Origin of the sequence: Pantoea sp. IMH (assembly GCF_000599885.1) — a bacterium.
Taxonomy (GTDB): Bacteria; Pseudomonadota; Gammaproteobacteria; order Enterobacterales; family Enterobacteriaceae; genus Erwinia.
This window is the reverse complement of sequence record NZ_JFGT01000005.1, coordinates 989803-1014591: the sequence shown is the minus strand read 5'-3', so window position 1 is coordinate 1014591 and position 24789 is coordinate 989803. Positions and strand designations below refer to the sequence as shown.

Below are 24789 nucleotides of genomic sequence, written 5' to 3'. Positions count from 1 at the left end.
CGCACTTCACTGCGGCGATGATGCCGCCCGGCGGCACCCTCTTTCGTCGCTCATGCCCATCAGTAACTATAGCCGACTGAAGGCGCAGGGCTTAGGTACGATGCGTCAGAATGGAATCGACCAGCCCATACTCTACCGCTTCACTCGCCGACAGGAAACGATCGCGCTCGGTGTCTCTCTCTATTTCTTCAAGAGTTTTGCCCGTATGTTCAGCCATCAGCTCATTCATACGCTGTTTCACCTTCAGAATTTCACGCGCGTGAATTTCGATGTCCGTTGCCTGTCCCTGATAGCCGCCCAGCGGCTGGTGGATCATGACGCGGGAGTTGGGCAGACAGTAACGCTTGCCTTTGGCACCCGCGGTCAGCAGGAATGCGCCCATAGAGCACGCCTGGCCCATACAAATGGTGCTGACATCCGGCTTGATGAACTTCATCGTATCGTAAATAGACATCCCTGCGGTAATTACGCCACCAGGAGAGTTGATATAGAGATGAATATCTTTTTCCGGATTTTCAGCTTCCAGAAACAGCATCTGGGCGACGATCAGGTTCGCCATATGATCCTCAACCTGTCCGGTCAGGAAAATAATGCGCTCTTTAAGCAGGCGAGAAAAAATGTCGTAAGAACGCTCTCCACGAGAGGTTTGTTCGACCACCATCGGCACTAAAGCCATGTGAGGTGCAGTTTGTTCACGTTCGCCACTGTATGACATCATCGACTCCTGGATAAATTTCATTTGGCAACACTCCCTATCAGATCTACTTGAGGGCGATACGGAACACTGTGTGTTCAACGCCTCCCCACTGACGCCATCCGGGGCCAGACAAGTATCATTACAACTAGGTTCTATTTGGGGATGGTCCCCGACGCTTTCAAGCATAACAACGTTTTGAGCTACTGCTAACCTGGAAAAGTAGCTTAAACGATAATTTGCCGGTTTAATAAGCGAATAAGCGCCATAAGCGCCTTCCGGGCTGGGGATAAAAGCAAAAAGCCCGCAGTCGACAGGACCGCGGGCTTTTGTAAACCACTCGAAATCAGATAAATCAGGCCGTCTGGGTCTGGTTCATCAGTTCCTGGAAGTTGGTTTCTTTTTCGGTCACTTTTGCTTTAGAGAGAACGGCTTCAACAGCCTGTTCTTCCAGCGCAACGTTACGCATGTTGTTCATCAGTTCATTGTTTTTACCGTAGAACTCGATGACTTCTGCAGGATCTTCGTAGGCGGAAGCCATTTCTTCGATCAGCGCTTTAACGCGATCTTCATCCGCTTTCAGCTCGTGAGTGCGAATGACTTCGCCCAGCAGCAGACCAACAACAACGCGACGCTTAGCCTGCTCTTCGAACAGTTCACGAGGCAGCTCCAGAGCCTGCTTCTCGTTGCCACCAAAGCGCTGAGCAGCCTGGCGCTTCAGCACGTCGATTTCACCGTCGATCAGGGCAGCCGGCACGTCGATGTCGTTGGCGTTAACCAGGCCGTCGATCGCCTGGGTTTTCACACGGTTACGGATAGCGCCTTTCAGCTCACGTTCCATGTTTTTACGCACTTCGGCACGCAGACCTTCAACTGAACCATCTTCAACGCCGAAACGTTTGATGAACTCTTCAGTGAATTCTGGCAGCTCGCTCTCTTCCACTTTCTTCAGAACGATTTCAAATTTCGCCGCTTTCCCTTTCAGGTTTTCAGCATGGTAATCGTCCGGGAAGTTGACGTCGATGGTGAAAGTTTCGCCCGCTTTATGGCCAACAACACCCTCTTCAAAGCCTGGGATCATACGACCCTGGCCCATCGCCAGTACGAAGTCAGACGCTTTGCCGCCTTCAAATTCTTCACCGTCTACTGAACCGGTAAAGTCGATGGTGGCGCGATCGTTAACTTCCGCAGCGCGGTCGGTCTCTTTCCAGGTAGCCTGCTGTTTACGCAGGGTATCCAGCATCGCATCAACATCAGCGTCAGTCACAGAGACAACTGGTTTTTCGATTTCGATCGCTTCCAGGCCTTTCAGCTCGACTTCCGGATAGACTTCAAACTCTACGGTAAAGGTAAAGTCTTCGCCTGGCGTGTACTGGCCGGGCACATAATTTGGTGCGCCAGCAGGATTAATTTTTTCTTTAATGATGGCGTCAACAAAGTTGCGCTGCATCAGGTCGCCCAGAACATCCTGGCGAACGGAGGCACCGTAACGCTGCGCAACGACAGTCATTGGCACTTTCCCTTTGCGGAAACCGTCGATACGTACTTTTTTAGCTACGCTGACCAGCTCACTTTTCACCGCGTTCTCGATCACATCTTTATCTACGGTAATCGTTACGCGACGGCCCAGGCCCTGAGTTGTTTCTACTGAAACTTGCATCTTATACCCTCAAAAAATCACGTGCTCGGTCAACTTCAGACCCACTTCGCTTCCTGTGAAGCAGCATGGAATCTAAGAACCGGGACGGCCTCTGATGTCAGAACCGCGTTCCCTGTTGCCAGAAGCGTCCCGAAGACATTCCGGAAAAATAGACGCAGCATTATAGCGACAACGTTTAAGCGAGTCGAGGCTACACGTCCATCACATGGGCTTAACAGCAGGGATTTTTACGGGAAAAGCGGAAAAAATGGACGATGACGACTTTTTTAGCCGTAAACAATAAAGCGGCCCGCAGGCCGCCTGGAAAAACAGCGTGGACGATCAGGCCAGAGTTCCGGCACCACGACAGTTTGGTGAGGCAGGTACGGTGTCCTGTAATCCTTCCCATTCTTTGACAGTGTAAGTATGCAATGCCAGTGCGTGAACGCTTCCTGCCAGCTCTTCCGCCAGTTCGCTATAGATAGCGCGATGACGCATAAGAAAACGCTGATTGATAAAGTGGTCACTGACGAGGACAACTTTAAAGTGGCTTTCCGACCCCGCAGGCACGTTGTGGCGATAGCTTTCGTCATGCACCTCAAGGTGCACAGGTGTAAACGCCGTTCTCAACTTTTCTTCTATTTGTTCGCGGATCATACCCATACTCCTCTAAGACCTTGAGATGCGCCCCATCCCATTAAATATTAGCCTGTTTTCGTGCTACATCCGACCCTGGTAAGCAAATATTTCTGCACATCCAGTCGCGCTACTGTGCATTTCCTCCCGCTACGGTGCAATCCGGTGATATCACATAAACGTTCCCAGCTGCGTCGCAGTGCCGGGCTAAAAGTGCAAGGCGATGAATTTACGCACTATCAGGGCTTCCTCTTGTTTCTGGCAATGTTATGATGTCGGCAGTTTTGTCAGCCCCACATCACTTTTGTTATTGAGAAAATAAGCATGCTAAAAAAATTCATTTTACCTCTGCTGGCCGTTTTTGTGCTGGCTGGCTGTGCAAGCAAAAACAATACCCTGACTATTTTACCTAAAATCGAACTGCCGCAGCAGGATCCAAGCCTGATGGGCGTCACTATCAGCATCAACGGTGCCGATCAGCGAGGCGATCAGGCGCTGGCTAAAGTGAACCGTGATGGTCAGCTGGTTACCCTGACGGCCTCCCGCGATCTTCGCTTCCTGCTTCAGGAAGTGCTCGAGAAGCAGATGGGCGCCCGTGGCTATATGATTGGACCAGACGGTGCGGTTAACCTGCAAATTGTGTTGAACAACCTCTACGCTGACGTTACCCAGGGCAGCGTGCGCTACAGCATTACCACCAAAGCGGATATCTCCATTATTGCCACGGCGAAGAACGGTAATAAACAGGTGAAAAACTATCGCCAGACGTACAGCGTCGAGGGCGCCTTCTCCGCCAATAATGCCAAGATTACTAATGCGGTGAACGCCACTCTCAGTGATGTGATTGCCGATATGGCTCAGGACACCAGCATCCACGAGTTTATTAAGCAAAACGCCCGTTAATTTGTCACTGCCCGCCCTTGCCGGCGGGCTTTGTTTTAAGGTTTGTATGTCCAGCCAATACATCCGCATCTTTACCCAGCGTAATGCTGCCCTTCTTCTGATCCTGGGTTTTGCCTCCGGGCTGCCGCTGGCGCTCACCTCTGGTACGCTGCAGGCGTGGATGGCCGTCGAGAATGTGGACATCAAAACCATTGGCTTTTTTTCCCTGGTGGGCCAGGCATACGTTTTCAAATTTCTCTGGTCGCCGCTTATGGATCGCTACACGCCGCCTTTTCTGGGACGGCGTCGTGGCTGGCTGCTGGTCACGCAAATTCTGCTGATTGTGGGCATCGCCCTGATGGGCTTTATGCAGCCGTCGCACGATCTGACGCTGCTGGCAGCGCTGGCGGTGCTGGTCGCTTTTTGCTCGGCCTCGCAGGATATCGTTTTTGACGCATGGAAAACGGACGTTCTTCCCCCGGAAGAGCGTGGTAGTGGTGCGGCAATCAGCGTACTGGGTTATCGTCTGGCGATGCTGGTTTCCGGAGGGCTGGCGCTCTGGCTGGCAGATCGTTTTCTGGGCTGGCAGGCCATCTGGTGGCTGATGGCCGCAATGATGGTCCCTGGCGTTATCGCGACGCTGATGGCGAAAGAACCCGAAGATAGCATTGCCAGACCGCACAGCCTTGAGCAGGCGGTTATCGCTCCCCTTAAGGACTTCTTTAATCGTAACAACGCGTGGCTGATTCTGTCGTTAATCGTCCTTTACAAGTTGGGCGATGCTTTTGCAGCAAGTCTGACCACGATATTTCTGATCAGAGGTGTTGGTTTTGATGCCGGTGACGTTGGTCTGGTAAACAAAACGCTGGGCCTGGTCGCGACCATTGTGGGCGCGCTTTATGGCGGCCTGTTAATGCAGCGGCTGAGCCTGTTTCGTGCCCTACTGCTGTTTGGCATTTTTCAGGCGGTGTCCAACCTGGGTTACTGGGTGCTCTCAGTCACGGATAAAAATATCTACAGCATGGCCGTGGCGGTTTTTGTTGAAAACCTCTGCGGCGGGATGGGCACTGCCGCCTTCGTGGCACTACTGATGACGCTCTGTAACAAGTCATTTTCCGCCACGCAGTTTGCCCTGCTCTCAGCGCTTTCCGCCGTGGGCCGCGTCTATGTTGGCCCCGTTGCCGGCTGGTTCGTTGAATCCTGGGGCTGGCCTGCCTTTTACGCGTTCTCCGTCACCGCAGCGCTTCCAGGCTTGCTACTCCTGTTGGGCTGTCGGCAAACCCTGGATGATGCTCAGAAAACCGGCACCTTTACACCACGAACGCGCTGGCCCGGTGCCTATAGTTGGGCTACCCGGCTGCTGAAAACAGGTGCTTTAGTGGCGGGTGCAGGCCTTATTCTGCTGATACCTGATCTTCTCGGCTGGCTGGCTATCGATCTGATGCTCAGTCTGCTCTTTTCCGTCGCGCTGGTTGTGGCGCTGGGAGGAGTAGCACTGGGCACAACGCTGGATTATCTGGCGCAGAGACGAACACCATCGCGCTGAGGCGGTGATTTAATCGCTCAATCAAAGGGATAAAACGGCCTTTATTCGCCACGGGCAACTTTCTACAGCCCGTCGCGGAAAAAGGCCTTTTTCAACATAAATGTAACAACACTGCGGATTTTTGGGATGCAAGTGTCATAATGGCGTTTTCATGCGCAAATGTTGATAACCGCTACACCGGTTGCTATTTCCTGATTTCCAACTATTTTCATAAAGGTTTTATAATGCAACCTGCTTTGGAAAATAGGGGATAAAACCGGTGCGTAATTATTATTGTTTAATTTTCATCACGCAAATGATGCGGATATGTTAAATGTTTGGGCGCTAATTTTGTTGGTTATAGCAGCGCGGTTTTTCACTGGATGATTTTTGCGGTTTTTTGTTATATTGAAGGCAACCCTTTGCTAATATTCATTTTTTATCACCTCTGGCAACATCTGTGACAGTGTTTGCAAAAGGTGTCAACACCGTGCTGACACAAGCTGTTGCTGGTTTACAGTACTGAAACCTTCCCGTAAAATGCCGCCACACTTAAACGACAATAGAGCCCTTGTCATTGAGGTCGTTAAATGAGACTCATGAAATACAATAAAAGTTTGGGGATTTTGTCATTAATTGCAGGCACTTTATTGTTAAGTGGCTGTGATAGTGCATTGTTAAATCCCAAAGGACAGATTGCACTGGAGCAACGTTCGCTGATTCTGACAGCCTTTGGCTTGATGCTGATCGTCGTTATTCCCGCAATCCTGATGGCCGTGGTATTCGCCTGGAAATATCGGGCATCCAATACCAATGCGAAATACAGCCCTAACTGGTCACACTCGAATAAAGTGGAAGCCGTGGTCTGGACTGTGCCCATTTTGATCATCGTTTTCCTTGCTATCCTGACGTGGAAATCAACCCACGCGCTGGAGCCAAGCAAGCCGCTGGTTTCCGACGTGAAGCCTGTGGAGATTGATGTGGTCGCATTGGACTGGAAATGGCTGTTCATCTACCCGGAACAGGGTATTGCGACAGTTAACCAGATCGCGTTCCCGGCAAACACCCCCGTGAACTTCAAGATTACATCTAACTCCGTTATGAACTCATTCTTCATCCCTACCCTCGGTAGCCAGATTTACGCGATGGCAGGTATGCAGACCAAACTGCATTTGATTGCGAATGAGCCCGGCACGTTCGACGGTATTTCATCTAACTTCAGTGGTCGCGGCTTCTCAGGTATGAAGTTCAAAGCGATTGCCACCCCTGATAATGCGACATTCGATCAGTGGGTTGCGAAAGCCAAGGAATCACCTAATACGCTGATGACGATGGAAGATTTCGAAAAACTGGCGGCGCCAAGCGAAAACCATCCGGTTGAGTTCTTCTCGACGGCAGATCCTGAATTGTTCAAGCAGATTATTGGCAAATTCAAGATGAACCACGGGAAAATGGACATGTCTGGTCACGAAGGCATGGACATGAGCGAAGCCTCTCATGCGGGAGCCGAGGAATAATACGATGTTGGGAAAATTAACCCTTGATGCAGTACCGTATCATGAGCCGATTATCATGGTTACGATTGCCGCCATCATTCTTGGTGGTTTGGCCCTTGCTGGTGCACTCACCTACTTCGGTAAGTGGAAGTACCTGTGGACCGAGTGGCTGACGTCGGTTGACCATAAACGTCTGGGTATTATGTACATCATCATGGCGTTCGTCATGCTGCTGCGCGGCTTTGCCGATGCTGTGATGATGCGTAGCCAGCAGGCGCTGGCATCGGCGGGTGAAGCTGGATTCCTACCTCCTCACCACTACGACCAGATCTTCACTGCCCATGGCGTGATCATGATCTTCTTCGTGGCGATGCCGTTTGTTGTGGGTCTGATGAACATCGCTGTACCATTACAGATCGGTGCGCGTGATGTGGCCTTCCCCTTCCTGAACAACCTGAGCTTCTGGTTCACGGCTGTCGGCGTAGTGCTGGTTAACCTGTCACTGGGTGTGGGCGAGTTCGCTCAGACCGGCTGGCTGGCGTATCCACCGCTCTCGGGGGCGGAATACAGTCCGGGGGTCGGGGTCGACTACTGGATATGGAGTCTGCAGCTTTCGGGGATTGGTACAACCCTGACCGGGATTAACTTCTTTGTGACGATTCTGAACATGCGTGCTCCTGGCATGACCATGTTCAAAATGCCGGTATTCACCTGGGCATCACTCTGTACTAACGTACTGATTATTGTCTCATTCCCGGTATTAACCGTCACGCTGGCGCTGTTGACCCTTGATCGCTATCTGGGATTCCATTTCTTTACCAATGAAATGGGCGGCAACATGATGATGTACGTCAACCTGATATGGGTTTGGGGTCATCCGGAAGTGTACATTCTGGTTCTGCCGGTCTTTGGGGTATTCTCCGAAGTGGTGGCAACCTTCTCTAAAAAGCGCCTGTTTGGTTACACCTCACTGGTTTGGGCGACGGTGGTTATCACCATTCTCTCCTTTATCGTGTGGCTGCACCACTTCTTCACCATGGGCGCCGGTGCGAACGTTAATGCCTTCTTCGGTATCATGACGATGATTATCGCCATCCCGACTGGTGTTAAAATCTTTAACTGGCTGTTCACCATGTATCAGGGCCGCATTCAGATGCACTCTGCCATGCTGTGGACCGTGGGCTTCCTGGTCACCTTCTCCGTGGGTGGCATGACAGGTGTACTGCTCGCCGTGCCGGGTGCTGACTTCGTACTGCACAACAGCTTGTTCCTGATCGCTCACTTCCATAACGTTATTATCGGTGGTGTGGTGTTCGGTTGCTTTGCAGGTGTGACCTACTGGTTCCCGAAAGCGTTCGGCTTCACCCTGAACGAAAAATGGGGTATCCGCGCGTTCTGGTTCTGGATCATCGGCTTCTTCGTTGCCTTTATGCCACTTTACGTGCTGGGCTTTATGGGGATGACCCGTCGTCTGAGCCAGGATATCGATCCCCAGTTCCACTCGCTTCTGCTGGTTGCTGCGGGCGGTGCTGCGCTGATCGCCTGTGGTGTGCTCTGCCAGGTTATCCAGTTCTGGGTGTCTGTACGTGACCGCGAACAGAACCGCGATCTGACCGGTGATCCATGGGGCGGTCGTACACTGGAGTGGGCAACCTCTTCGCCACCACCGTTCTATAACTTTGCCGAAGTGCCTGTCATTGAAGAGCGCGATGCGTTCTGGGAAATGAAAGAGAAAGGTGAAGCCTATAAACGTCCTGATCACTATGAAGAGATCCACATGCCGAAAAACAGCGGCGCGGGTCTGATCATTGGTCTGTTCAGCATGATATTTGGTTTTGCCGCTATCTGGCACATCTGGTGGCTGGTCGGTCTGTCGTTCATCGCCATGATCGCAACCTGGGTCATCAAGAGCTTCGATGAAGACGTTGATTATTACGTTCCCGTTGCCGAGATCGAAAAAATCGAGAATCAGCACTTTGACGAAATTAGCAAAGCAGGTCTGAAAAATGTCAACTGAAACTCTGACTGAAAACCTGGACGCCCATGCGAAGCATGGGCATCACCATCACGATGCAGGATCCAATAAGATATTTGGTTTCTGGATCTACCTGATGAGCGACTGCATCATCTTCGCCACCCTGTTCGCCACCTACGGTGTTATGGTCAATAACATCGCTGGTGGCCCGGCTGGTAAAGACATTTTTGAACTGCCGTTCGTACTGGTTGAAACCGCCCTGCTTCTGTTGAGCTCCATTACCTATGGTATGGCAGTCATCAATATGAATAAGGGCAGCAAAAGCGCCGTTAACAGCTGGCTGGCACTGACCTTCCTGTTTGGTCTGGGCTTCATCGCGATGGAAATCTATGAGTTCCATCACCTGATCGCCGAGGGCTTCGGTCCTCAGCGCAGCGGCTTCCTGTCAGCGTTCTTTACGCTGGTGGGCACGCACGGCCTGCACGTGACCTCTGGTCTGATCTGGATGCTGATTCTGATGTATCAGATCAGCAAACGCGGCCTGACCGCCACTAACCGCACCCGTATCCTCTGCCTGAGCCTGTTCTGGCACTTCCTGGATGTGGTATGGATCTGCGTATTTACCATTGTCTACCTGATGGGAGCCATGTAATGAGTCATTCAGCAAACGAACATGGCGCCTCGCACGGCAGCGTGAAGTCTTATATGATCGGCTTTATCCTGTCGATCATTCTGACCGCGATTCCGTTCTGGATGGTTATGGATGGCGGCGCCTCTAAGGCAACAATCATCGGTGTGGTTGTGGTTTGTGCGGTAATCCAGGTGCTGGTGCATCTGGTTTACTTCCTGCACCTCAATACCTCATCTGAAGAACGATGGAACCTTGTGGCAATTGTCTTTTCCGCAATCATCATTCTGATCGTTGTTGTTGGCTCGCTGTGGATCATGTGGAACCTCAACTACAACATGATGCCCAACTAACCGAGTTATTCGTGATGATTAAGCAATACCTACAAGTAACGAAACCAGGAATTATTTTCGGAAATTTAATTTCTGTTATCGGGGGATTCCTGCTCGCCTCTAAAGGCAGCATTGACTATGCCCTGTTCCTCTCCACCTTAGTCGGCGTCTCGCTGGTGGTCGCGTCAGGTTGTGTTTATAACAACTTCATCGACCGTGACATCGACAAAAAAATGGAGAGAACCAGAAATCGGGTGCTGGTAAAAGGCCTCATGTCTCCGACAACCTCACTGGTTTACGCAACCGTTCTGGGTATTGCTGGATTCGCGTTGCTGTATTTCGGTGCTAACCCGCTGGCCATGTGGCTGGCGGTAATGGGCTTTGTGGTTTATGTCGGCGTTTACAGCCTCTATATGAAGCGCAATTCCGTTTATGGCACCCTGATCGGAAGCCTCTCTGGCGCAGCACCACCGGTTATCGGCTACTGTGCCGTTACCAACCAGTTTGATGCTGGTGCGTTAATCCTGCTGGCAATCTTTAGCCTGTGGCAGATGCCGCATTCGTACGCGATTGCCATCTTCCGCTTTAAGGATTACCAGGCAGCGAATATCCCGGTTTTACCGGTGGTTAAAGGCATTTCCGTGGCGAAAAATCATATCACGCTCTATATTCTGGCGTTTATGGTGGCCACGCTGATGCTGACACTGGTGGGTTATGCGGGCTATAAGTATCTGGTGGTGGCCGCTGCGGTCAGCGTGTGGTGGCTGGGAATGGCACTTTCAGGCTATAAGACGCAGAACGATCGCGTCTGGGCCCGTAAGCTGTTTGTCTTTTCGATTGTCGCCATCACCGCTTTGAGCGTGATGATGTCGGTCGATTTTATGGCTCCCGCTTCATCCGATTTACTGACTCTGGTCAGGTAATACAGATCTCCTGCCTGAGGGCGTGAGAATACCCGAGATAATTGGCGCCGTATCAGGCAGCCAGCGAGTGATTCCCGGCGCTTATGCGTAAGCTGACCGGGAAAATATGCGCTGCTGGCAGTGATAATGCGTTGAATAAGATCGGTATCTCACGCCCTTTCTTTTTGTTACGACTCCTTAAAAAGTATTATTTTACCCGCCCTGCCCCGCCACCTAAAATACGTGCACCAGATAAACTGAGGTAGTAATGAAAGATAATAAAATGACGCCGGTCGAACTGCGTGCGACATGGGGTTTGGGCACAGTTTTTTCCCTGCGAATGCTCGGAATGTTTATGGTATTACCGGTTCTTACCACTTACGGCATGGCGTTACAGGGTGCCAGCGAAACGCTTATTGGCGTGGCTATCGGTATTTATGGTCTGGCGCAGGCGCTCTTTCAAATCCCGTTCGGACTGATGTCTGACCGTATCGGTCGTAAGCCGCTTATTGTGGGTGGTTTGCTGATTTTTGTTCTTGGCAGTGTGATTGCCGCCTCCACTACCTCCATCTGGGGCATTATCCTGGGCCGTGCGCTGCAGGGATCCGGCGCTATTGCTGCGGCGGTCATGGCGCTACTTTCTGATTTAACCCGTGAACAGAACCGTACTAAAGCAATGGCGTTTATCGGCATCAGTTTTGGCATTACGTTCGCTATCGCCATGGTGCTGGGGCCTATTATTACCCATGCCCTGGGGCTGCATGCGCTGTTCTGGATGATCGCCCTGCTGGCGCTATGCGGCATAGCGATTACGCTTTTCGTCGTGCCCTCCACGCCAAACCATGTCCTTAATCGCGAGTCGGGCATGGTAAAAGGCAGTATCCGGGCCGTGCTGGCAAATAAGCGGCTGCTAAAGCTTAATTTCGGCATTATGTGTCTGCATGTCCTGCTGATGTCGAGCTTCGTTGCCCTTCCAGGGGAGTTTGAACAGGCGGGTTTCCCTGCCGAACAGCACTGGAAAGTCTATCTCGCCACCATGCTTATCGCTTTTTGCAGCGTGATCCCTTTTATTATTTATGCCGAAGTAAAACGCCGCATGAAGCGGGTATTTATCAGTTGCGTCGCCCTTATGCTGATCGCTGAGATTGTTCTTTGGGGCGCAGGCAACCATTTCTGGACGCTGGTTATCGGCGTTCAGCTTTTCTTCATCGGTTTTAATTTAATGGAAGCGATCCTGCCTTCGCTGATCAGCAAAGAGTCTCCGGCAGGCTACAAAGGCACCGCGATGGGCGTTTACTCCACCAGCCAGTTTCTTGGCGTAGCCATTGGCGGCAGTATGGGTGGCTGGCTGTTCGGGCATTTCGACGCGCAAACCGTTTTTATGGCAGGCGCCGTGGTGGCTACGCTTTGGCTGCTGGTCAGCACCAGCATGAAAGAGCCGCCTTATGTCAGCAGCCTGCGGATTATGCTGGGTGATAAACCGCTCGACAGTAAAAAGCTTGAGCAAAAATTACTGGCGCAGCCTGGCGTATCGTCCGTTTTCATTGTGCCGGAAGAGAGAAGCGCCTACGTCAAAATCGACAGTAAAGTGACCAGCCGTCCGGAACTGGAGGCGCTTGTTGCGACAGCTTGACGGACCAACGGTGAGAGGCGGGAAGGCTTCCCCGCCTCTCTCTGGTCATTAGTCGCGGAAATTTTTAAACTGGAAAGGCTGTCCCAGATCGCCGCCACGTATCAGCGCCATCGCGCCCTGGAGGTCATCCCGGGATTTTCCAGTAACGCGCACTTCTTCGCCCTGAATCTGAGACTGTACTTTCAGCTTACTGTCTTTAATCAGCTTCACAATTTTCTTTGCCACGTCGGTCGGAATGCCCTGCTTCATTTTAGCTTCCACGCTCCAGCTTTTACCGCTGTGCTCAATCTCATCGGGAACTTCCAGCGCAGCCCCTTCAATCCCGCGCTTCAGTAGCTTTTCACGCAGGATATCCACCAACTGCTTAACCTGAAAGTCCGACTCGCTTAAAACCTTCACCGATTCATTTTTCTCATTCAGCTCAAAACTGGCGGTAACGTTACGGAAGTCGAAACGGCTCGCGATTTCGCGGTTGGCATTTTCCACCGCGTTTTTAACTTCCTGAATATCAATTTCTGAAACGATATCGAAAGATGGCATGATCTCTTCTCCTGATGCAAAAGTGACATGCATAATACCCACTTAAGCCGGCTAAAAAAACCGTCGGCGCAGAAAGCTATAATAAGAGATTCTCCCTCAGTCTGCCTGCGGGCGCTCTGAGGGGACAACCATCATCCGGTTGTATTAACGCAGTCCGTCTGCAGGGAGGACGAATGAAGATTACCGTACTGGGATGTGGTGCGCTGGGTCAAATCTGGCTGGCCGCGCTTGAACGCCAAGGTCATGACGTTCAGGGCTGGCTGCGGGTCCCCCAGCCATACTGTTCAGTCAATGTTATGGGGCTGGACGGAGTCGTCATCAATAAGACCTTCATTGCCAACGACCCGAAGTTTCTGGCAGATAGCGACCTGCTGCTGGTGACGCTTAAAGCCTGGCAGGTTTCCGTAGCCGTCAGGAATCTCCAGTTTATATTACGGGATTCCTGCCCGATTTTACTGTTGCATAATGGCATGGGCACGCTGGATGAACTTTCCGGCCTTTCTCAACCGTTACTGAAGGGGATGACCACCCACGCCGCCCGCCATGATGATACGGTCATCGTGCATGTAGCCGCAGGCGTGACGCATATCGGGCCAATTTCTCCGGATGCCGGATCGCTCAGCGCTCTGGCAGAGACGCTGCATAATGCCCTGCCCGACGTGGCCTGGCATAATAATATCGCGCCTGCAGCCTGGCTCAAGCTGGCCGTTAATTGCGTCATCAACCCACTTACGGTTGAATTCGACTGCCCTAATGGTGAGTTGCTTCACCATCCGCGGGAGATTAGCGCAGTTTGTGAAGAGGTGGCGGCAGTCATGGAGCGAGAGGGACAACATACCACGCCAGAAACGCTTCTGGCCTATGTGATGGAAGTCATTGACAGTACCGCAGCCAATATCTCTTCCATGTTGCAGGATATCCGCTCAGGTCGCCGGACGGAGATAGATTATATTACCGGCTACCTTATTCGCCGTGCGCGGGCTCAGGGGCTGAGTACGCCGGAAAATAACCGCCTTTATGAAATGATTAAGCGTAAGGAGCAAAACTATGAACGCGAACGCATCGGTGCTGGTCTGCCTGGCACCTGGCAGTGAAGAAACGGAAGCCGTTACTACGATCGATTTGCTGGTCCGCGCCGGGCTGAACGTTACCTCTGCCAGCGTCACTGACGACGGCAGCCGGGAAATCGTCTGCTCACGTGGCGTTCGTCTGATGGCGGATGCTCCACTCGTTGAGGTGGCCGATAACGACTTTGACGCGATTGTACTGCCCGGCGGCTTAAAAGGCGCGGAGGCGTTTCGCGACAGCCCGCTGCTGGTCGAAACGGTGCGTCAGTTTCATCTGGCGGGCCGCATAGTCGCGGCTATTTGTGCCGCTACGGGAACTGTACTGGTGCCGCACAACCTCTTCCCGGTTGGGAATATGACCGGGTTTCCAGGTTTGAAGGAAACCATTCCAGAAGAAAAGTGGATGGATAAGCGCGTGGTCTGGGATCCACGAGTGAATCTGCTGACCAGCCAGGGGCCTGGCACCGCAATGGATTTCGCGCTTAAGCTGATCGATTTGCTGGTAAGCAAGGAGAAAGCGCACGAGGTCGCGAGCCAGCTGGTGCTCGCTGCGGGAATCTATGACTATCGGGAATGGGAATAACGGGCGGCTAAGTAAGTTGTTGCAGGCCAACTATAAAAGGGAGCGAGACGGCCCGCTCCCTGTCTGCCGCTACGGACGATAGACCTTAACGTTTTTATATCCCTGCTCATGCAGATAAAGCGCCTGAAGACGGCTCATCACGCCACGGTCACAGTAAAGCAGCCAGGTTTTATTCTGGTCGAGATTGCCAAACTGCGAGCTCAGCTTATAGAAAGGCATCCCTTTAACTTCAACGCCTTCCAGCGCGAGCGGGCGATCGTCCTGTTCATCCGCAGAGCGGATATCTAGCACCACATCGTTCTCCGTAAAGGAGACGACGGTTTCTACTTCAACCACTTCCTGCTGCGTCTCTTCCGCGATCTGGCGGATATCGACGTTAGTTGCTTCAGCCACCACTTTATCAAGGATAGCGAAATCGAAGTGCTGCTCTTCGCCTTCGATTCTGGATTTGACCGCCTTGACCGTCGGGCTTTTTGAGATCACGCCACAATATTCCGGCATGGTGCGGGCAAAATCTTCCGTGCCGATATGGCGGGCCAGGTTGATAATGTGCTCTTTGTCATGCGAAATCAGCGGACGCAGGATCAGCGTATCAGAGGCGTTATCAATCAGGCGCAGATTCGTCAGCGTCTGGCTTGATACCTGCCCCAGCGCTTCGCCGGTGACCAGCGCCTGCACGCCGTAGCGCTCGGCAATCTGCGAAGCGGCGCGTACCATCATACGTTTCAGTACCACGCCCATCTGACCATCATCGATCTTTTCGAGGATCTCGCCCACGACCGGCTCAAAGTCGATCGCCACAAAGCGAACCTTATGCGAACGGCCAAAACGGCTCCACAGATAGTGCGCTACCTGCCGCACGCCGATCTCATGCGCGGCCCCGCCGAGGTTGAAGAAGCAATAATGGACGCGACAGCCACGGCGCATCAGCATATAGCTGGAAACGCCGGAGTCGAAACCGCCGGAAATCAGCGACATCACATCTTCCTGCGTTCCAATCGGGAAGCCGCCGATCCCTTCGTGGCGTCCGGTAACCAGCAGCAGACGGTCATCTTCAATTTCCAGATTCACCGTCACTTCAGGATGGTTGAGCTTCACCTGGGCAGTTGCTACATGCTGATTCAGCCCGCCGCCCACATAACGTTCCACATCCTGCGAACTAAAGTCGTGTTTGCCACGGCGCTTCACGCGTACCGCAAAGGTTTTGCCTTCAATACGGTCGCGGTTCAGTTCCAGCGCCTGTTCGAAGATGTTATGCATATCGGTATAGGGACGATCTTCCACAGCCAGCACATGGTGGATACCGGGAATGCGGGAGAGTTCATCGACGATCGTCTCACGCTTGCTTTCATCTTTCGACCGGACTTCGATATGATCCCAGTGACGCACCACGGCAAGCGTTTCATCGCTGTCTTTCAGCACGTTTCGGATGTTCGTCGTCAAAATTTTAATAAAACGCAGGCGAACAGACTGGCTTTTGATGGTAATTTCGGGGAACAGCTTAATAATAAACTTCATGGCGGCACGGGTTCGTTGGGCAATTAAGTGCTGAAACATCGGCACTTAGCAGGTAAAATCATTGACTTGCAGCAGCTTTTATCCTGGCTATCCAAAATACAACGAGGCGGCAAGTGCAGGCGTTTCTGACGGCTTACGGGTAAGCGGCAGAGATGAATGCACGCAGCCAACAGCGCTGCGACTTCAGGAATGAAGGGGATACATCCAGGGGCAGGAGTGTATCACATTCGCGCGGCAACTGCTTCTTCAACCGTTGCCGATATCATTATTTTGCTAATCATTTCGAGTCGGCTACCATGAGCGACTTACCTGTGATTTTAAGATCGAGCCGATAGCGATTATGCCAAAAAAAGCCGAACAGCCCGCCAGCTTCGAAAGTTCCCTGCAGCAGCTGGAGCAGATTGTTTCCCGTCTGGAAAGTGGCGACCTGCCACTGGAAGAGGCGCTCAATGAATTTGAACGCGGCGTACAGCTTGCGCGTGTGGGCCAGCAAAAGCTGCAACAGGCAGAACAGCGTGTGCAGATCCTGCTGAATGATGACAAAGAGGCCGGACTGGCCCCTTTCACGCCGGAACAAGAGTGATGGATATTACCGCTTTACTCCATGCTCACCACGCCAGAGTGAATCAGGCCCTGACGCGCTTTATCGCTCCGCTGCCCTTTCAGAGTTCTCCTCTGGTGGAAGCGATGCAGTATGGTGCATTATTAGGGGGCAAGCGGCTACGCCCCTTTCTGGTCTATGCCACCGGCGAGATGTTACATGCTGATACCCAGGCGCTTGACGCGCCGGCTGCTGCAGTAGAATGTATTCATGCCTATTCGCTTATTCACGATGACCTGCCCGCCATGGATGACGACAGTCTGCGTCGCGGCCAGCCGACCTGTCATATAAAATATGGTGAAGATACGGCTATTTTAGCCGGAGATGCCCTGCAAACGCTGGCGTTTACTATACTGGCCGATACACCCATGCCCGGCGTCACGCCCACCGATCGTATTGCGATGATTTCGGAGCTGGCTCAGGCCAGCGGCGTCGCAGGCATGTGCGGCGGTCAGGCGCTTGATTTGGCCGCAGAAGGCCAGCAAGTCACGCTCTCTGCACTGGAGCAAATTCATCGCTTCAAAACCGGGGCGCTGATCCGTTCAGCAGTTCGCCTGGGCGCGCTGGCAGCCGGAGAGCGTGGCCGCGAGGCGTTGCCCGCGCTCGACCGCTACGCCAGTGCGATCGGCCTCGCCTTTCAGGTACAGGACGATATTCTGGATGTGGTTGGCGATACCGCAATTATCGGGAAACGGCAGGGAGCCGATCAGGATTTGGGTAAAAGTACCTATCCGGCCCTGCTGGGACTGGAAGGCGCACGGGAAAAAGCGAGAGATCTCTATCAGGAATCTCTCAACGCATTAGATATCCTTGCCGCGCAATCTTATAAAACGACGTCACTCCAGGCGCTGGCAAGTTACATAATTGAACGCGACAAATAACTTCATGAGTCTCTGATGAGTTTTGATACTGCAAAATACCCAACGCTGGCACTGGCCAGCGAGGTCACGGAACTACGTCTGCTTCCTAAAGAAAGCCTGCCAAAACTCTGCGATGAGCTGCGCCAGTACCTGTTAGATAGCGTCAGCCGCTCCAGCGGCCACTTTGCTTCTGGTCTTGGCGTGGTTGAACTGACCGTTGCGCTGCATTACGTCTATAATACGCCCTTCGATCATCTGGTCTGGGACGTGGGTCACCAGGCGTACCCACACAAAATTCTGACCGGCCGCCGCGACCGTATCGGCACCATCCGCCAGAAAAACGGGTTACACCCTTTCCCCTGGCGCGATGAAAGTGAGTATGACGTGCTGAACGTCGGGCACTCCTCCACCTCTATCAGCGCCGGACTGGGCATGGCCGTCGCGGCGGAGAAAGAGGGCAAGGGCCGGCGTACCGCCTGCGTGATCGGCGATGGCGCAATTACCGCCGGTATGGCGTTTGAAGCGATGAACCATGCCGGTGATATCAAAGCCGATCTGCTGGTCGTGCTGAATGACAATGAGATGTCGATCTCGGAAAACGTCGGCGCGCTGAATAATCGCCTAGCGCAGATTCTCTCCGGTAAAACCTATTCGCGTCTGCGTGAAGGCGGTAAGAAAGTACTGACGGGTCTGCCGCCGATTAAAGAACTGGTGAGGCGCACCGAGGAGCATCTGAAAGGGATGGTCGTGCCCGGTACGCTTTTCGAGGAGCTGGGCTTTAACTACATCGGTCCTGTTGATGGTCATGATGTGCTGACACTGGTTCAGACGTTGCGCAATATGCGCGATCTGAAAGGGCCACAGTTCCTGCATATCATGACGAAAAAGGGCAAAGGCTACGCGCCAGCAGAGAAAGACCCGATCAGCTGGCATGCGGTACCCAAATTCGATCCGGCCAGCGGCTTGTTGCCAAAGTCGGCAGAAAGTCTGCCCACCTATTCCAAAATTTTTGGTCAGTGGCTGAGTGAAACCGCCGCTGATGATGCAAAACTGATGGCGGTAACGCCCGCCATGCGTGAAGGCTCCGGTATGGTGAGCTTCTCCCGTGACTATCCGGCTCAGTACTTCGACGTAGCCATTGCTGAACAGCACGCAGTCACCTTTGCCGCCGGACTGGCCATTGGCGGCTATAAACCGGTTGTGGCTATCTACTCGACGTTTCTTCAGCGTGCCTACGATCAGCTGATTCACGATGTGGCTATTCAGAAGCTGCCGGTGCTGTTTGCCATTGACCGTGGCGGCATCGTCGGCGCCGATGGCCAGACGCATCAGGGCGCGTTTGATATCGCTTTCCTGCGCTGTATCCCCTCCATGGTGATCATGACGCCGAGTGATGAGAATGAGTGCCGTCAGATGCTCTATACCGGCTACCACTACTCGCACGGCCCCAGCGCGGTACGCTATCCCCGCGGTACCGGGACCGGCGCTGAACTCCAGCCGCTCGCCTCTCTGCCGCTGGGCAAAGGTGTGGTGAAACGTGAAGGTGAGAAACTGGCGATCCTGAACTTTGGTACCCTGCTGCCGGAAGCTCAGACCGTTGCCGAATCGCTTAACGCTACCCTGGTGGATATGCGTTTTGTGAAGCCGCTTGATGAAGCACTGATCGTCGAGCTCGCCGCCAGCCATGAGGCGCTGATTACTCTGGAAGAAGGTGCCATCAAAGGAGGCGCTGGTAGCGGCGTGAATGAAGTGCTGATGGCCAGACGTGTACTGGTACCGGTGCTGAATCTGGGCCTGCCGGACGAGTTCATTCCGCAGGGCACGCAGGACGAGATCCGCCATGATTATCAACTGGATGCTGAAGGCATCGCGAAGCAGATAGACCGCTGGCTGACGTTGTAAATAAGATTCTGCTCCCCATCCGGGGAGCAATGCACCTGCTATGCTTACCGGATTGTGAACCGGCTTAATGCCCTCAACCGACCTGCAGGAGCCTGCATGAAAACCACGCAATTGGGGACTACCGACCTGACCGTTTCCCGCCTCTGCCTGGGTTGTATGACCTTTGGTGAGCCTGCTCGCGGGCGTCACGCGTGGACGCTGCCGGAAGAAAGCAGCAGGCCACTCATCAAACAGGCGCTGGAATCAGGCATCAATTTTTTCGATACCGCCAATAGCTACTCCGACGGTAGCAGTGAGGAGATCGTAGGACGCGCCCTGAAAGATTTTGCCCGCCGAGATGAGATCGTCGTCGCGACCAAGGTCTATTTCCCGATGAGCAATCTGGCTGGCGGCCTCTCCCGCGCGACTATCATGCAGTCCGTTGACGACAGCCTCTCCCGGCTTGGCATGGATTATATCGATCTGCTGCAAATCCACCGCTGGGATTACAACACTCCACTGGAAGAGACGCTGGAAGCGCTGCATGATGTGGTGAAATCGGGTAAAGCACGTTACATCGGCGCCTCGTCAATGTACGCCTGGCAATTTGCTAAAGCGCTTTATACCGCCGATCGTCATGGCTGGACGCGCTTTGTCACGATGCAGGATCAGTACAACCTGATTCAGCGGGAAGAAGAGCGCGAGATGCATCCGCTCTGCGAGGCTGAGAACATTGCCGTCCTGCCCTGGAGTCCGCTGGCGCGTGGCCGTCTGACCCGTCCATGGGGGGAAACTACTGCCCGCTCCGTTTCAGATGAGTTTGCCAGTACGCTGTATGACAAGACGGAAGAAAATGATGCAGCTATCGCACAGCGCCTCGCCGCCATTGCCGGTGATAAAGGCGTTAGCCGGGCGCAGATTGCGCTTGCATGGCTGCTGACCCAACCTGCTGTCGCTGCCCCTATTGTGGGCGCATCACGGGCGGAGCAGCTGGCGGATCTGGTGAATGCCGTAGAGGTTGAGCTGAGCCGCGAAGAGATTATCGAGCTTGAGAGCGTTTATCAGCCGCATCCGGTGGTCGGTTTTGAATAGCATTGCTTAAAGCGTTCTGACAGGCGTTATGCGACGGGAACGGGGAGTAAAGCGTCCCGCGCTATGCACAGCGCGGGCTGTGGTATTAAAGACGATCGCTTTTGCGTCTTCACGAGCAGGGACTGTTCCCGGCGTTGGCACTTTAGCAAAAACCGTCAGGGCAACAGCCCCGCCCTTTATCAACTCGCCAGCAGATGGCCTGCATAGTAAAGAATACCGGCAGAGACGATCCCGGCAATAATATCATCCACCATGATACCCATCCCGCCGTGCACATTGCGATCGAACCAGCGAATCGGCCACGGCTTCCAGATATCCAGAATGCGGAACACCACAAAACCGGCCAGTACCCACTGCCAGCTATTTACCGGGATCGCCATCAGCGTGATCCACATACCAATAAACTCATCCCAGACAATGCTGCCGTGATCGTGCACGCCCATATCTTTCGCAGTGCGATGGCAAAGGTAAACGCCGATAGAAATGCCGAACATCACGACCAGCGAATAGAGATCCTGTGGCAGCCAGGTCAGCAGACACCAGAACGGGATCGCGGCTACCGAACCCACGGTGCCGGGCATATAAGGGCTCAGCCCGCTGCCAAAGCCGGTTGCCAGCAGATGCCAGGGATTGCGCATATTCAGGCGGCTTTTCGCCACATCTTTATCGAGCGTCAAAATGATCAAATCCTTTCAGGTCGATATTTACCGGCGTGCCATCCTGTAATAGCACCAACCCTTCCGACTGCGGTGCCATCTGGCCGACGCAGGTAAAGGGCACGCCATAATGGCCGAGCGCAACGTCCAGCGCACCGCGATTAATTTCGGGAACGGTGAAGCAGAGCTCGTAATCTTCTCCACCGCTTAAGGCCCAGCGCAGTGCCTGCGCAGGCTCAAAATGCTGCTGCATAACGCCGGAAATCGGCAAAGCCTCCAGGTTAACGCGGGCTCCACAGTCACTGGCCTTCAGGATATGACGCAAATCAGAAATCAGACCGTCTGAAAGATCGATAGCGGCGCTGGCAAGATCCCGGAGTGCCTGTCCCTGCAAAATACGCGGCATGGGACGCAGATGCCTTTTGATAAGCGCCTCATGAGCGACAGGATCGCTGATTTTCATCTGGTGCTGCAGCAGCGCCAGTCCTGCCGCGCTGTCGCCCAGCGTCCCGGTCACATAAATCCAGTCGCCTGGACGCGCACCGGATCGCTTCAGCGCCCTGCCCTGCGGCACCAGGCCATGAATACCCAGCGTCATACTTAACGGGCCGCGGGTGGTATCCCCACCGATCAGCTGCATATTATAATAATCGAGCAACTCAAACAGGCTGTCGCTGAATGCCTTCAGCCAGGGCTCGTTAATCTCAGGCAGCGTCAGCGCCAGCGTCAGCCAGGCGGGATCGGCCCCCATCGCGGCGAGGTCGCTCAGGTTGACCGCCAGCGCCTTGTAGCCAAGGTCTGCCGGATGCATATCACGCAGAAAATGAACCCCTTCCACCAGCGTATCGGTGCTGATCGCCAGCGTCTGTTTTTCAGGAAGAGTCAGTAGTGCGCAGTCATCGCCGATGCCCTTTTCCACATCGCGACGGGAGCTCGTTACGCGATCAAAATAGCGCGTAATAAGTTCGAATTCGCCACAGGCCATAGAGTGCGTTCCGAGTATAAAAAAAAGAAGGCCGGAAGACCGGCCTGGGAGGATTACTTCTTATTGGGGCGGATTTGCGGAGCGGCTTTATCCAGTACGCCGTTGACAAACTTATGGCTGTCTTCGGCACCGAAAATTTTAGCCAGCTCAATCCCCTCATTGATTGCCACTTTATAGGGAACGTCAGAACGCTTGCTCAGCTCGTACAGTGAGATCCGCAGAACGGCCCTCTCAACCTGTCCCAGCTCTTCCAGCTGACGAGACAGATAAGGCTTCATCAGCCCGTCAAGATAGGCGCTGTTGGTCGCAACGCCGCTCAGCAGCTCGCGAAAATAGCTGATATCAACGTCTTTGACGTCTTGCTCCGCCAGAAACTGGTATTCGACATCAGCGATGTCGTTTTTGGACAACTGCCAGGAGTAAAGCGCCTGGACGGCACATTCACGGGCGCGGCGACGAGCAGCAGGTTTCACGAAATTCCCCTTAAAATCAGGCTTTGATGGCTTTCAATACGTTAATCATTTCAAGTGCGGTCAGGGCCGCTTCTGCGCCCTTATTTCCCGCCTTGGTTCCGGCGCGTTCGATGGCCTGCTCGATGTTTTCCGTCGTCAGGACGCCAAAGGCGACCGGAATATCGCTGTTCATTGCGACGCTGGCCAGGCCAGAGCTGGCTTCACCGGCGACATATTCGAAGTGGGCGGTACCGCCACGGATCACGGTACCCAGCGCGACAACGGCATCATGCTTACCGGCTGACGCCAGCGCACGAGCGGTCATTGGCATTTCATAGGCGCCAGGCACCCAGACCACGGTGATGTTTTCATCTTTCACCTGGCCTATGCGTTTTAACGCATCCAGCGCACCGCTCAGCAGGCTGTCGTTGATAAAGTTGTTGAAACGCGCAATCACGATGGCAACGCGCGCGTCAGGAGTAGCAACAGCAGCTTCAATAACGTTCATAATCTTCCTTTCAGGGTTCTGTAATGGCCCCGCAGGGGGGCGGATTCTATCATACTCTTTACCGGTCTGCTTCCGCTTTTAGCAAGCGTTTGACCGGGGAGCCAGGGTCAGGCGTAAATCCGGTCCCACCTGACGAATATCGCTGAAACTGAATTCGGGCACCTCATCAAGATGTGCTATACCGGGCAGATGGCACAAACCGCGTGCCGCATCGCCCATCAGTTTAGGGGCGATATACAAGATAACTTCATCCACCACGCCCGCCTTCAGCAACGCGCCGGCAAGGCCTGCACCCGCCTCAACCCAGACGCTGTTAATCTGACGGCGACCAAGCAGCATCAGCAGCGAGACCAGGTCGGTATGACCCTGATGCTGCGGAACAATAAACTGCCCGACGTTATCAGGCCACTCGCGATCGTCCGCGTGGCGTCGCGCAAGCCAGGTTTCGCCGGGCTGACTGATAAGCTTGTGCGCCGGCGTTACGCGGTTCTGACTGTCCAGGATTACACGAACCGGCTGGCGCAGATCCTTTTCGGCAAGCTGGCGCTGAGTGTCAGCGCTCAGCTCGTGCCAGCGCACGGTTAGCGAAGGGTCGTCCGCCAGTACGGTCGCGCTGCTACTCAAAATAGCGGCGCTTTGTGCCCGCAGACGCTGCACGTCCCGGCGCGCTTCGGGCGAGGTGATCCACTGGCTTTCACCGCTGGCCATCGCGGTGCGCCCATCCAGCGAGCAGCCCATTTTCAGCTGCAGCCAGGGAAACCCGGTACGCATCCGCTTGAGGAAACCAGGGTTCAGCGCTTCCGCCTCCTGCATCATCAGGCCATGACTAACCTCGATTCCCGCCTGCTGTAAGCGGTACATCCCTCTTCCGGCGACTTCCGGATTGGGATCCTGCATCGCCACCACCACGCGACTGACGCCAGCAGCAATCAGGGCATCGCAGCACGGCGGCGTCCGCCCATGATGACTACAGGGTTCAAGCGTGACATAGGCGGTGGCACCCCGAGCTTTCTCACCCGCCATCCGCAATGCATGTACTTCCGCATGCGGTTCGCCGGCGCGGAAATGATAACCTTCGCCAACGACCTCCCTATCGCGCACGATAACGCAGCCAACGTTGGGATTCGGTGTGGTGGTAAAGCGTCCGCGACGGGCCAGCTCAAGCGCCCTCGCCATAAAGATTTCATCACGCATCATTTAATCCTGCAGGCGGGCGATCTCTTCGCCAAATTCACGGATATCTTCAAAACTGCGGTAAACGGAAGCAAACCGGATATAGGCGACCTTATCCAGTTTCTTCAGCTCATCCATCACCAGATTACCAATCATTTTGCTCGGCACTTCCCGCTCGCCGGTGGAGCGCAGCTGGCTTTTGATATGGCTGACGGCATTTTCAACATCGTCAGCGCTCACCGGCCTTTTTTCCAGCGCCTTCATCAGGCCGCTGCACAGTTTGTCTTCATTGAAAGGTTCACGAACATCATTACTTTTTACCACACGCGGCATCACTAATTCGGCCACTTCAAAGGTCGTAAAACGCTCATGACACACCAGACACTGACGACGGCGACGCACAGAAGTCCCTTCTCCCACCAGGCGAGAATCGATCACTTTGGTATCCACTGCGGAACAGAACGGGCAATGCATGATGCTTCCTGCTAATTCTGGAAATTGACACACAGTGTAGCGCGAAGTGGCCGCTAA

General features: G+C 53.7%; 25 protein-coding genes. 14 read left to right on the top strand and 11 right to left on the bottom strand.

The genetic code is table 11. From position 1 onward, the window contains the following. Positions 1-91: 91 nt before the first annotated feature. The 3 genes from clpP to bolA form a co-directional block, all read right to left on the bottom strand. The gene (clpP, locus tag EA20_RS0113105; protein WP_024967267.1) at positions 92-715 is read right to left on the bottom strand and encodes an ATP-dependent Clp endopeptidase proteolytic subunit ClpP; all 624 of its coding nucleotides are present in this window, start codon (positions 713-715) and stop codon (positions 92-94) included. Between the two features lie 334 nt (positions 716-1049). Continuing rightward, positions 1050-2354: a trigger factor gene (tig, locus tag EA20_RS0113100; RefSeq protein WP_024967266.1), complete on the bottom strand. Its 1305-nt coding sequence runs from the start codon at positions 2352-2354 to the stop codon at positions 1050-1052. Positions 2355-2675: 321 nt separating this feature from the next. After that, entirely contained in the window at positions 2676-2990 is a 315-nt protein-coding gene (bolA, locus tag EA20_RS0113095) for a transcriptional regulator BolA (protein WP_024967265.1), read from the bottom strand. A 303-nt stretch (positions 2991-3293) separates the two neighbouring features. On the opposite strand from bolA, the gene EA20_RS0113090 reads away from it, so the two are divergent. The 8 genes from EA20_RS0113090 to EA20_RS0113055 all read left to right on the top strand — a co-directional run bounded on the left by EA20_RS0113090 (position 3294) and on the right by EA20_RS0113055 (position 12342). Continuing rightward, the gene (locus tag EA20_RS0113090; protein ID WP_024967264.1) at positions 3294-3872 is read left to right on the top strand and encodes a lipoprotein; all 579 of its coding nucleotides are present in this window, start codon (positions 3294-3296) and stop codon (positions 3870-3872) included. Between the two features lie 46 nt (positions 3873-3918). Then, positions 3919-5397 carry a muropeptide MFS transporter AmpG gene (gene ampG / locus EA20_RS0113085; RefSeq protein ID WP_024967263.1) on the top strand — a complete coding sequence of 493 codons (1479 nt, stop codon included), beginning with the start codon at positions 3919-3921 and terminating at the stop codon, positions 5395-5397. 569 nt (positions 5398-5966) lie between these two features. Beyond that, positions 5967-6893 carry a cytochrome o ubiquinol oxidase subunit II gene (gene cyoA / locus EA20_RS0113080; protein ID WP_024967262.1) on the top strand — a complete coding sequence of 309 codons (927 nt, stop codon included), beginning with the start codon at positions 5967-5969 and terminating at the stop codon, positions 6891-6893. Between the two features lie 4 nt (positions 6894-6897). Then, entirely contained in the window at positions 6898-8889 is a 1992-nt protein-coding gene (gene cyoB / locus EA20_RS0113075) for a cytochrome o ubiquinol oxidase subunit I (protein WP_024967261.1), read from the top strand. Continuing rightward, positions 8879-9499 (top strand): cytochrome o ubiquinol oxidase subunit III, encoded by a 621-nt coding sequence (locus tag EA20_RS0113070; protein WP_024967260.1) that lies wholly within the window; start codon positions 8879-8881, stop codon positions 9497-9499. Before cyoB ends, EA20_RS0113070 begins: the two co-directional genes overlap by 11 nt. Further along, complete coding sequence (locus tag EA20_RS0113065; RefSeq protein WP_024967259.1) at positions 9499-9828, top strand: cytochrome o ubiquinol oxidase subunit IV; 330 nt, start codon at positions 9499-9501, stop codon at positions 9826-9828. The genes EA20_RS0113070 and EA20_RS0113065 overlap by 1 nt, the downstream gene beginning before the upstream one ends. 14 nt (positions 9829-9842) lie before the next feature. Continuing rightward, entirely contained in the window at positions 9843-10730 is an 888-nt protein-coding gene (gene cyoE / locus EA20_RS0113060; protein ID WP_024967258.1) for a heme o synthase, read from the top strand. A 247-nt stretch (positions 10731-10977) separates the two neighbouring features. Further along, positions 10978-12342 (top strand): MFS transporter, encoded by a 1365-nt coding sequence (locus EA20_RS0113055; protein ID WP_024967257.1) that lies wholly within the window; start codon positions 10978-10980, stop codon positions 12340-12342. A gap of 48 nt (positions 12343-12390) precedes the next feature. Here EA20_RS0113055 and EA20_RS0113050 read toward each other — a convergent pair whose 3' ends face one another. Continuing rightward, positions 12391-12882 (bottom strand): YajQ family cyclic di-GMP-binding protein, encoded by a 492-nt coding sequence (locus EA20_RS0113050; RefSeq protein ID WP_024967256.1) that lies wholly within the window; start codon positions 12880-12882, stop codon positions 12391-12393. A gap of 173 nt (positions 12883-13055) precedes the next feature. Here EA20_RS0113050 and panE point away from each other — a divergent pair, with 173 nt between their 5' ends. Both panE and yajL read left to right on the top strand, forming a co-directional pair. Then, on the top strand, positions 13056-13976 hold the full coding sequence (panE, locus tag EA20_RS0113045; RefSeq protein WP_024967255.1) for a 2-dehydropantoate 2-reductase: 921 nt from the start codon (positions 13056-13058) through the stop codon (positions 13974-13976). After that, positions 13930-14532 (top strand): protein deglycase YajL, encoded by a 603-nt coding sequence (yajL, locus tag EA20_RS0113040; RefSeq protein ID WP_024967254.1) that lies wholly within the window; start codon positions 13930-13932, stop codon positions 14530-14532. The genes panE and yajL overlap by 47 nt, the downstream gene beginning before the upstream one ends. A 69-nt stretch (positions 14533-14601) precedes the next feature. Here the strand turns inward: yajL and thiI are convergent, their stop codons facing one another. Continuing rightward, positions 14602-16050: a tRNA uracil 4-sulfurtransferase ThiI gene (gene thiI, locus EA20_RS0113035; protein ID WP_024967253.1), complete on the bottom strand. Its 1449-nt coding sequence runs from the start codon at positions 16048-16050 to the stop codon at positions 14602-14604. Between the two features lie 340 nt (positions 16051-16390). Between thiI and xseB the strand changes: the two genes are divergently transcribed. The 4 genes from xseB to EA20_RS0113015 all read left to right on the top strand — a co-directional run bounded on the left by xseB (position 16391) and on the right by EA20_RS0113015 (position 20484). Next, positions 16391-16633 carry an exodeoxyribonuclease VII small subunit gene (xseB, locus tag EA20_RS0113030; protein ID WP_024967252.1) on the top strand — a complete coding sequence of 81 codons (243 nt, stop codon included), beginning with the start codon at positions 16391-16393 and terminating at the stop codon, positions 16631-16633. Beyond that, positions 16633-17532 carry a (2E,6E)-farnesyl diphosphate synthase gene (gene ispA / locus EA20_RS0113025; protein WP_024967251.1) on the top strand — a complete coding sequence of 300 codons (900 nt, stop codon included), beginning with the start codon at positions 16633-16635 and terminating at the stop codon, positions 17530-17532. The genes xseB and ispA overlap by 1 nt, the downstream gene beginning before the upstream one ends. Positions 17533-17547: 15 nt before the next feature. Further along, on the top strand, positions 17548-19413 hold the full coding sequence (dxs, locus tag EA20_RS0113020) for a 1-deoxy-D-xylulose-5-phosphate synthase (protein WP_024967250.1): 1866 nt from the start codon (positions 17548-17550) through the stop codon (positions 19411-19413). 96 nt (positions 19414-19509) lie between these two features. Then, positions 19510-20484 carry an aldo/keto reductase gene (locus EA20_RS0113015; protein ID WP_024967249.1) on the top strand — a complete coding sequence of 325 codons (975 nt, stop codon included), beginning with the start codon at positions 19510-19512 and terminating at the stop codon, positions 20482-20484. Positions 20485-20663: 179 nt separating this feature from the next. On the opposite strand, the gene pgpA is transcribed toward EA20_RS0113015, so the two are convergent. The 6 genes from pgpA to nrdR form a co-directional block, all read right to left on the bottom strand. Beyond that, positions 20664-21161: a phosphatidylglycerophosphatase A gene (gene pgpA / locus EA20_RS0113010; RefSeq protein ID WP_024967248.1), complete on the bottom strand. Its 498-nt coding sequence runs from the start codon at positions 21159-21161 to the stop codon at positions 20664-20666. Further along, complete coding sequence (thiL, locus tag EA20_RS0113005; RefSeq protein ID WP_024967247.1) at positions 21148-22125, bottom strand: thiamine-phosphate kinase; 978 nt, start codon at positions 22123-22125, stop codon at positions 21148-21150. The genes pgpA and thiL overlap by 14 nt, the downstream gene beginning before the upstream one ends. A gap of 53 nt (positions 22126-22178) precedes the next feature. Next, positions 22179-22598, bottom strand: coding sequence for a transcription antitermination factor NusB (gene nusB, locus EA20_RS0113000; RefSeq protein WP_024967246.1), 420 nt, complete (start codon positions 22596-22598; stop codon positions 22179-22181). A gap of 16 nt (positions 22599-22614) precedes the next feature. After that, entirely contained in the window at positions 22615-23085 is a 471-nt protein-coding gene (gene ribE, locus EA20_RS0112995; protein ID WP_024967245.1) for a 6,7-dimethyl-8-ribityllumazine synthase, read from the bottom strand. A 78-nt stretch (positions 23086-23163) separates the two neighbouring features. Then, the gene (gene ribD, locus EA20_RS0112990; protein WP_024967244.1) at positions 23164-24279 is read right to left on the bottom strand and encodes a bifunctional diaminohydroxyphosphoribosylaminopyrimidine deaminase/5-amino-6-(5-phosphoribosylamino)uracil reductase RibD; all 1116 of its coding nucleotides are present in this window, start codon (positions 24277-24279) and stop codon (positions 23164-23166) included. Positions 24280-24282: 3 nt separating this feature from the next. Continuing rightward, positions 24283-24732 (bottom strand): transcriptional regulator NrdR, encoded by a 450-nt coding sequence (gene nrdR, locus EA20_RS0112985; RefSeq protein WP_024967243.1) that lies wholly within the window; start codon positions 24730-24732, stop codon positions 24283-24285. Positions 24733-24789 lie beyond the last annotated feature (57 nt).

Excerpts from the sequence above, each read along its gene's own strand:
- clpP (WP_024967267.1), bottom strand. The coding sequence starts at position 715 with ATGTCATACAGTGGCGAACGTGAACAAACTGCACCTCACATGGCTTTA.
- tig (WP_024967266.1), bottom strand. The coding sequence starts at position 2,354 with ATGCAAGTTTCAGTAGAAACAACTCAGGGCCTGGGCCGTCGCGTAACG.
- bolA (WP_024967265.1), bottom strand. The coding sequence starts at position 2,990 with ATGATCCGCGAACAAATAGAAGAAAAGTTGAGAACGGCGTTTACACCT.
- EA20_RS0113090 (WP_024967264.1), top strand. The coding sequence starts at position 3,294 with ATGCTAAAAAAATTCATTTTACCTCTGCTGGCCGTTTTTGTGCTGGCT.
- ampG (WP_024967263.1), top strand. The coding sequence starts at position 3,919 with ATGTCCAGCCAATACATCCGCATCTTTACCCAGCGTAATGCTGCCCTT.
- cyoA (WP_024967262.1), top strand. The coding sequence starts at position 5,967 with ATGAGACTCATGAAATACAATAAAAGTTTGGGGATTTTGTCATTAATT.
- cyoB (WP_024967261.1), top strand. The coding sequence starts at position 6,898 with ATGTTGGGAAAATTAACCCTTGATGCAGTACCGTATCATGAGCCGATT.
- EA20_RS0113070 (WP_024967260.1), top strand. The coding sequence starts at position 8,879 with ATGTCAACTGAAACTCTGACTGAAAACCTGGACGCCCATGCGAAGCAT.
- EA20_RS0113065 (WP_024967259.1), top strand. The coding sequence starts at position 9,499 with ATGAGTCATTCAGCAAACGAACATGGCGCCTCGCACGGCAGCGTGAAG.
- cyoE (WP_024967258.1), top strand. The coding sequence starts at position 9,843 with ATGATTAAGCAATACCTACAAGTAACGAAACCAGGAATTATTTTCGGA.
- EA20_RS0113055 (WP_024967257.1), top strand. The coding sequence starts at position 10,978 with ATGAAAGATAATAAAATGACGCCGGTCGAACTGCGTGCGACATGGGGT.
- EA20_RS0113050 (WP_024967256.1), bottom strand. The coding sequence starts at position 12,882 with ATGCCATCTTTCGATATCGTTTCAGAAATTGATATTCAGGAAGTTAAA.
- panE (WP_024967255.1), top strand. The coding sequence starts at position 13,056 with ATGAAGATTACCGTACTGGGATGTGGTGCGCTGGGTCAAATCTGGCTG.
- yajL (WP_024967254.1), top strand. The coding sequence starts at position 13,930 with ATGAACGCGAACGCATCGGTGCTGGTCTGCCTGGCACCTGGCAGTGAA.
- thiI (WP_024967253.1), bottom strand. The coding sequence starts at position 16,050 with ATGAAGTTTATTATTAAGCTGTTCCCCGAAATTACCATCAAAAGCCAG.
- xseB (WP_024967252.1), top strand. The coding sequence starts at position 16,391 with ATGCCAAAAAAAGCCGAACAGCCCGCCAGCTTCGAAAGTTCCCTGCAG.
- ispA (WP_024967251.1), top strand. The coding sequence starts at position 16,633 with ATGGATATTACCGCTTTACTCCATGCTCACCACGCCAGAGTGAATCAG.
- dxs (WP_024967250.1), top strand. The coding sequence starts at position 17,548 with ATGAGTTTTGATACTGCAAAATACCCAACGCTGGCACTGGCCAGCGAG.
- EA20_RS0113015 (WP_024967249.1), top strand. The coding sequence starts at position 19,510 with ATGAAAACCACGCAATTGGGGACTACCGACCTGACCGTTTCCCGCCTC.
- thiL (WP_024967247.1), bottom strand. The coding sequence starts at position 22,125 with ATGGCCTGTGGCGAATTCGAACTTATTACGCGCTATTTTGATCGCGTA.
- ribE (WP_024967245.1), bottom strand. The coding sequence starts at position 23,085 with ATGAACGTTATTGAAGCTGCTGTTGCTACTCCTGACGCGCGCGTTGCC.
- ribD (WP_024967244.1), bottom strand. The coding sequence starts at position 24,279 with ATGCGTGATGAAATCTTTATGGCGAGGGCGCTTGAGCTGGCCCGTCGC.
- nrdR (WP_024967243.1), bottom strand. The coding sequence starts at position 24,732 with ATGCATTGCCCGTTCTGTTCCGCAGTGGATACCAAAGTGATCGATTCT.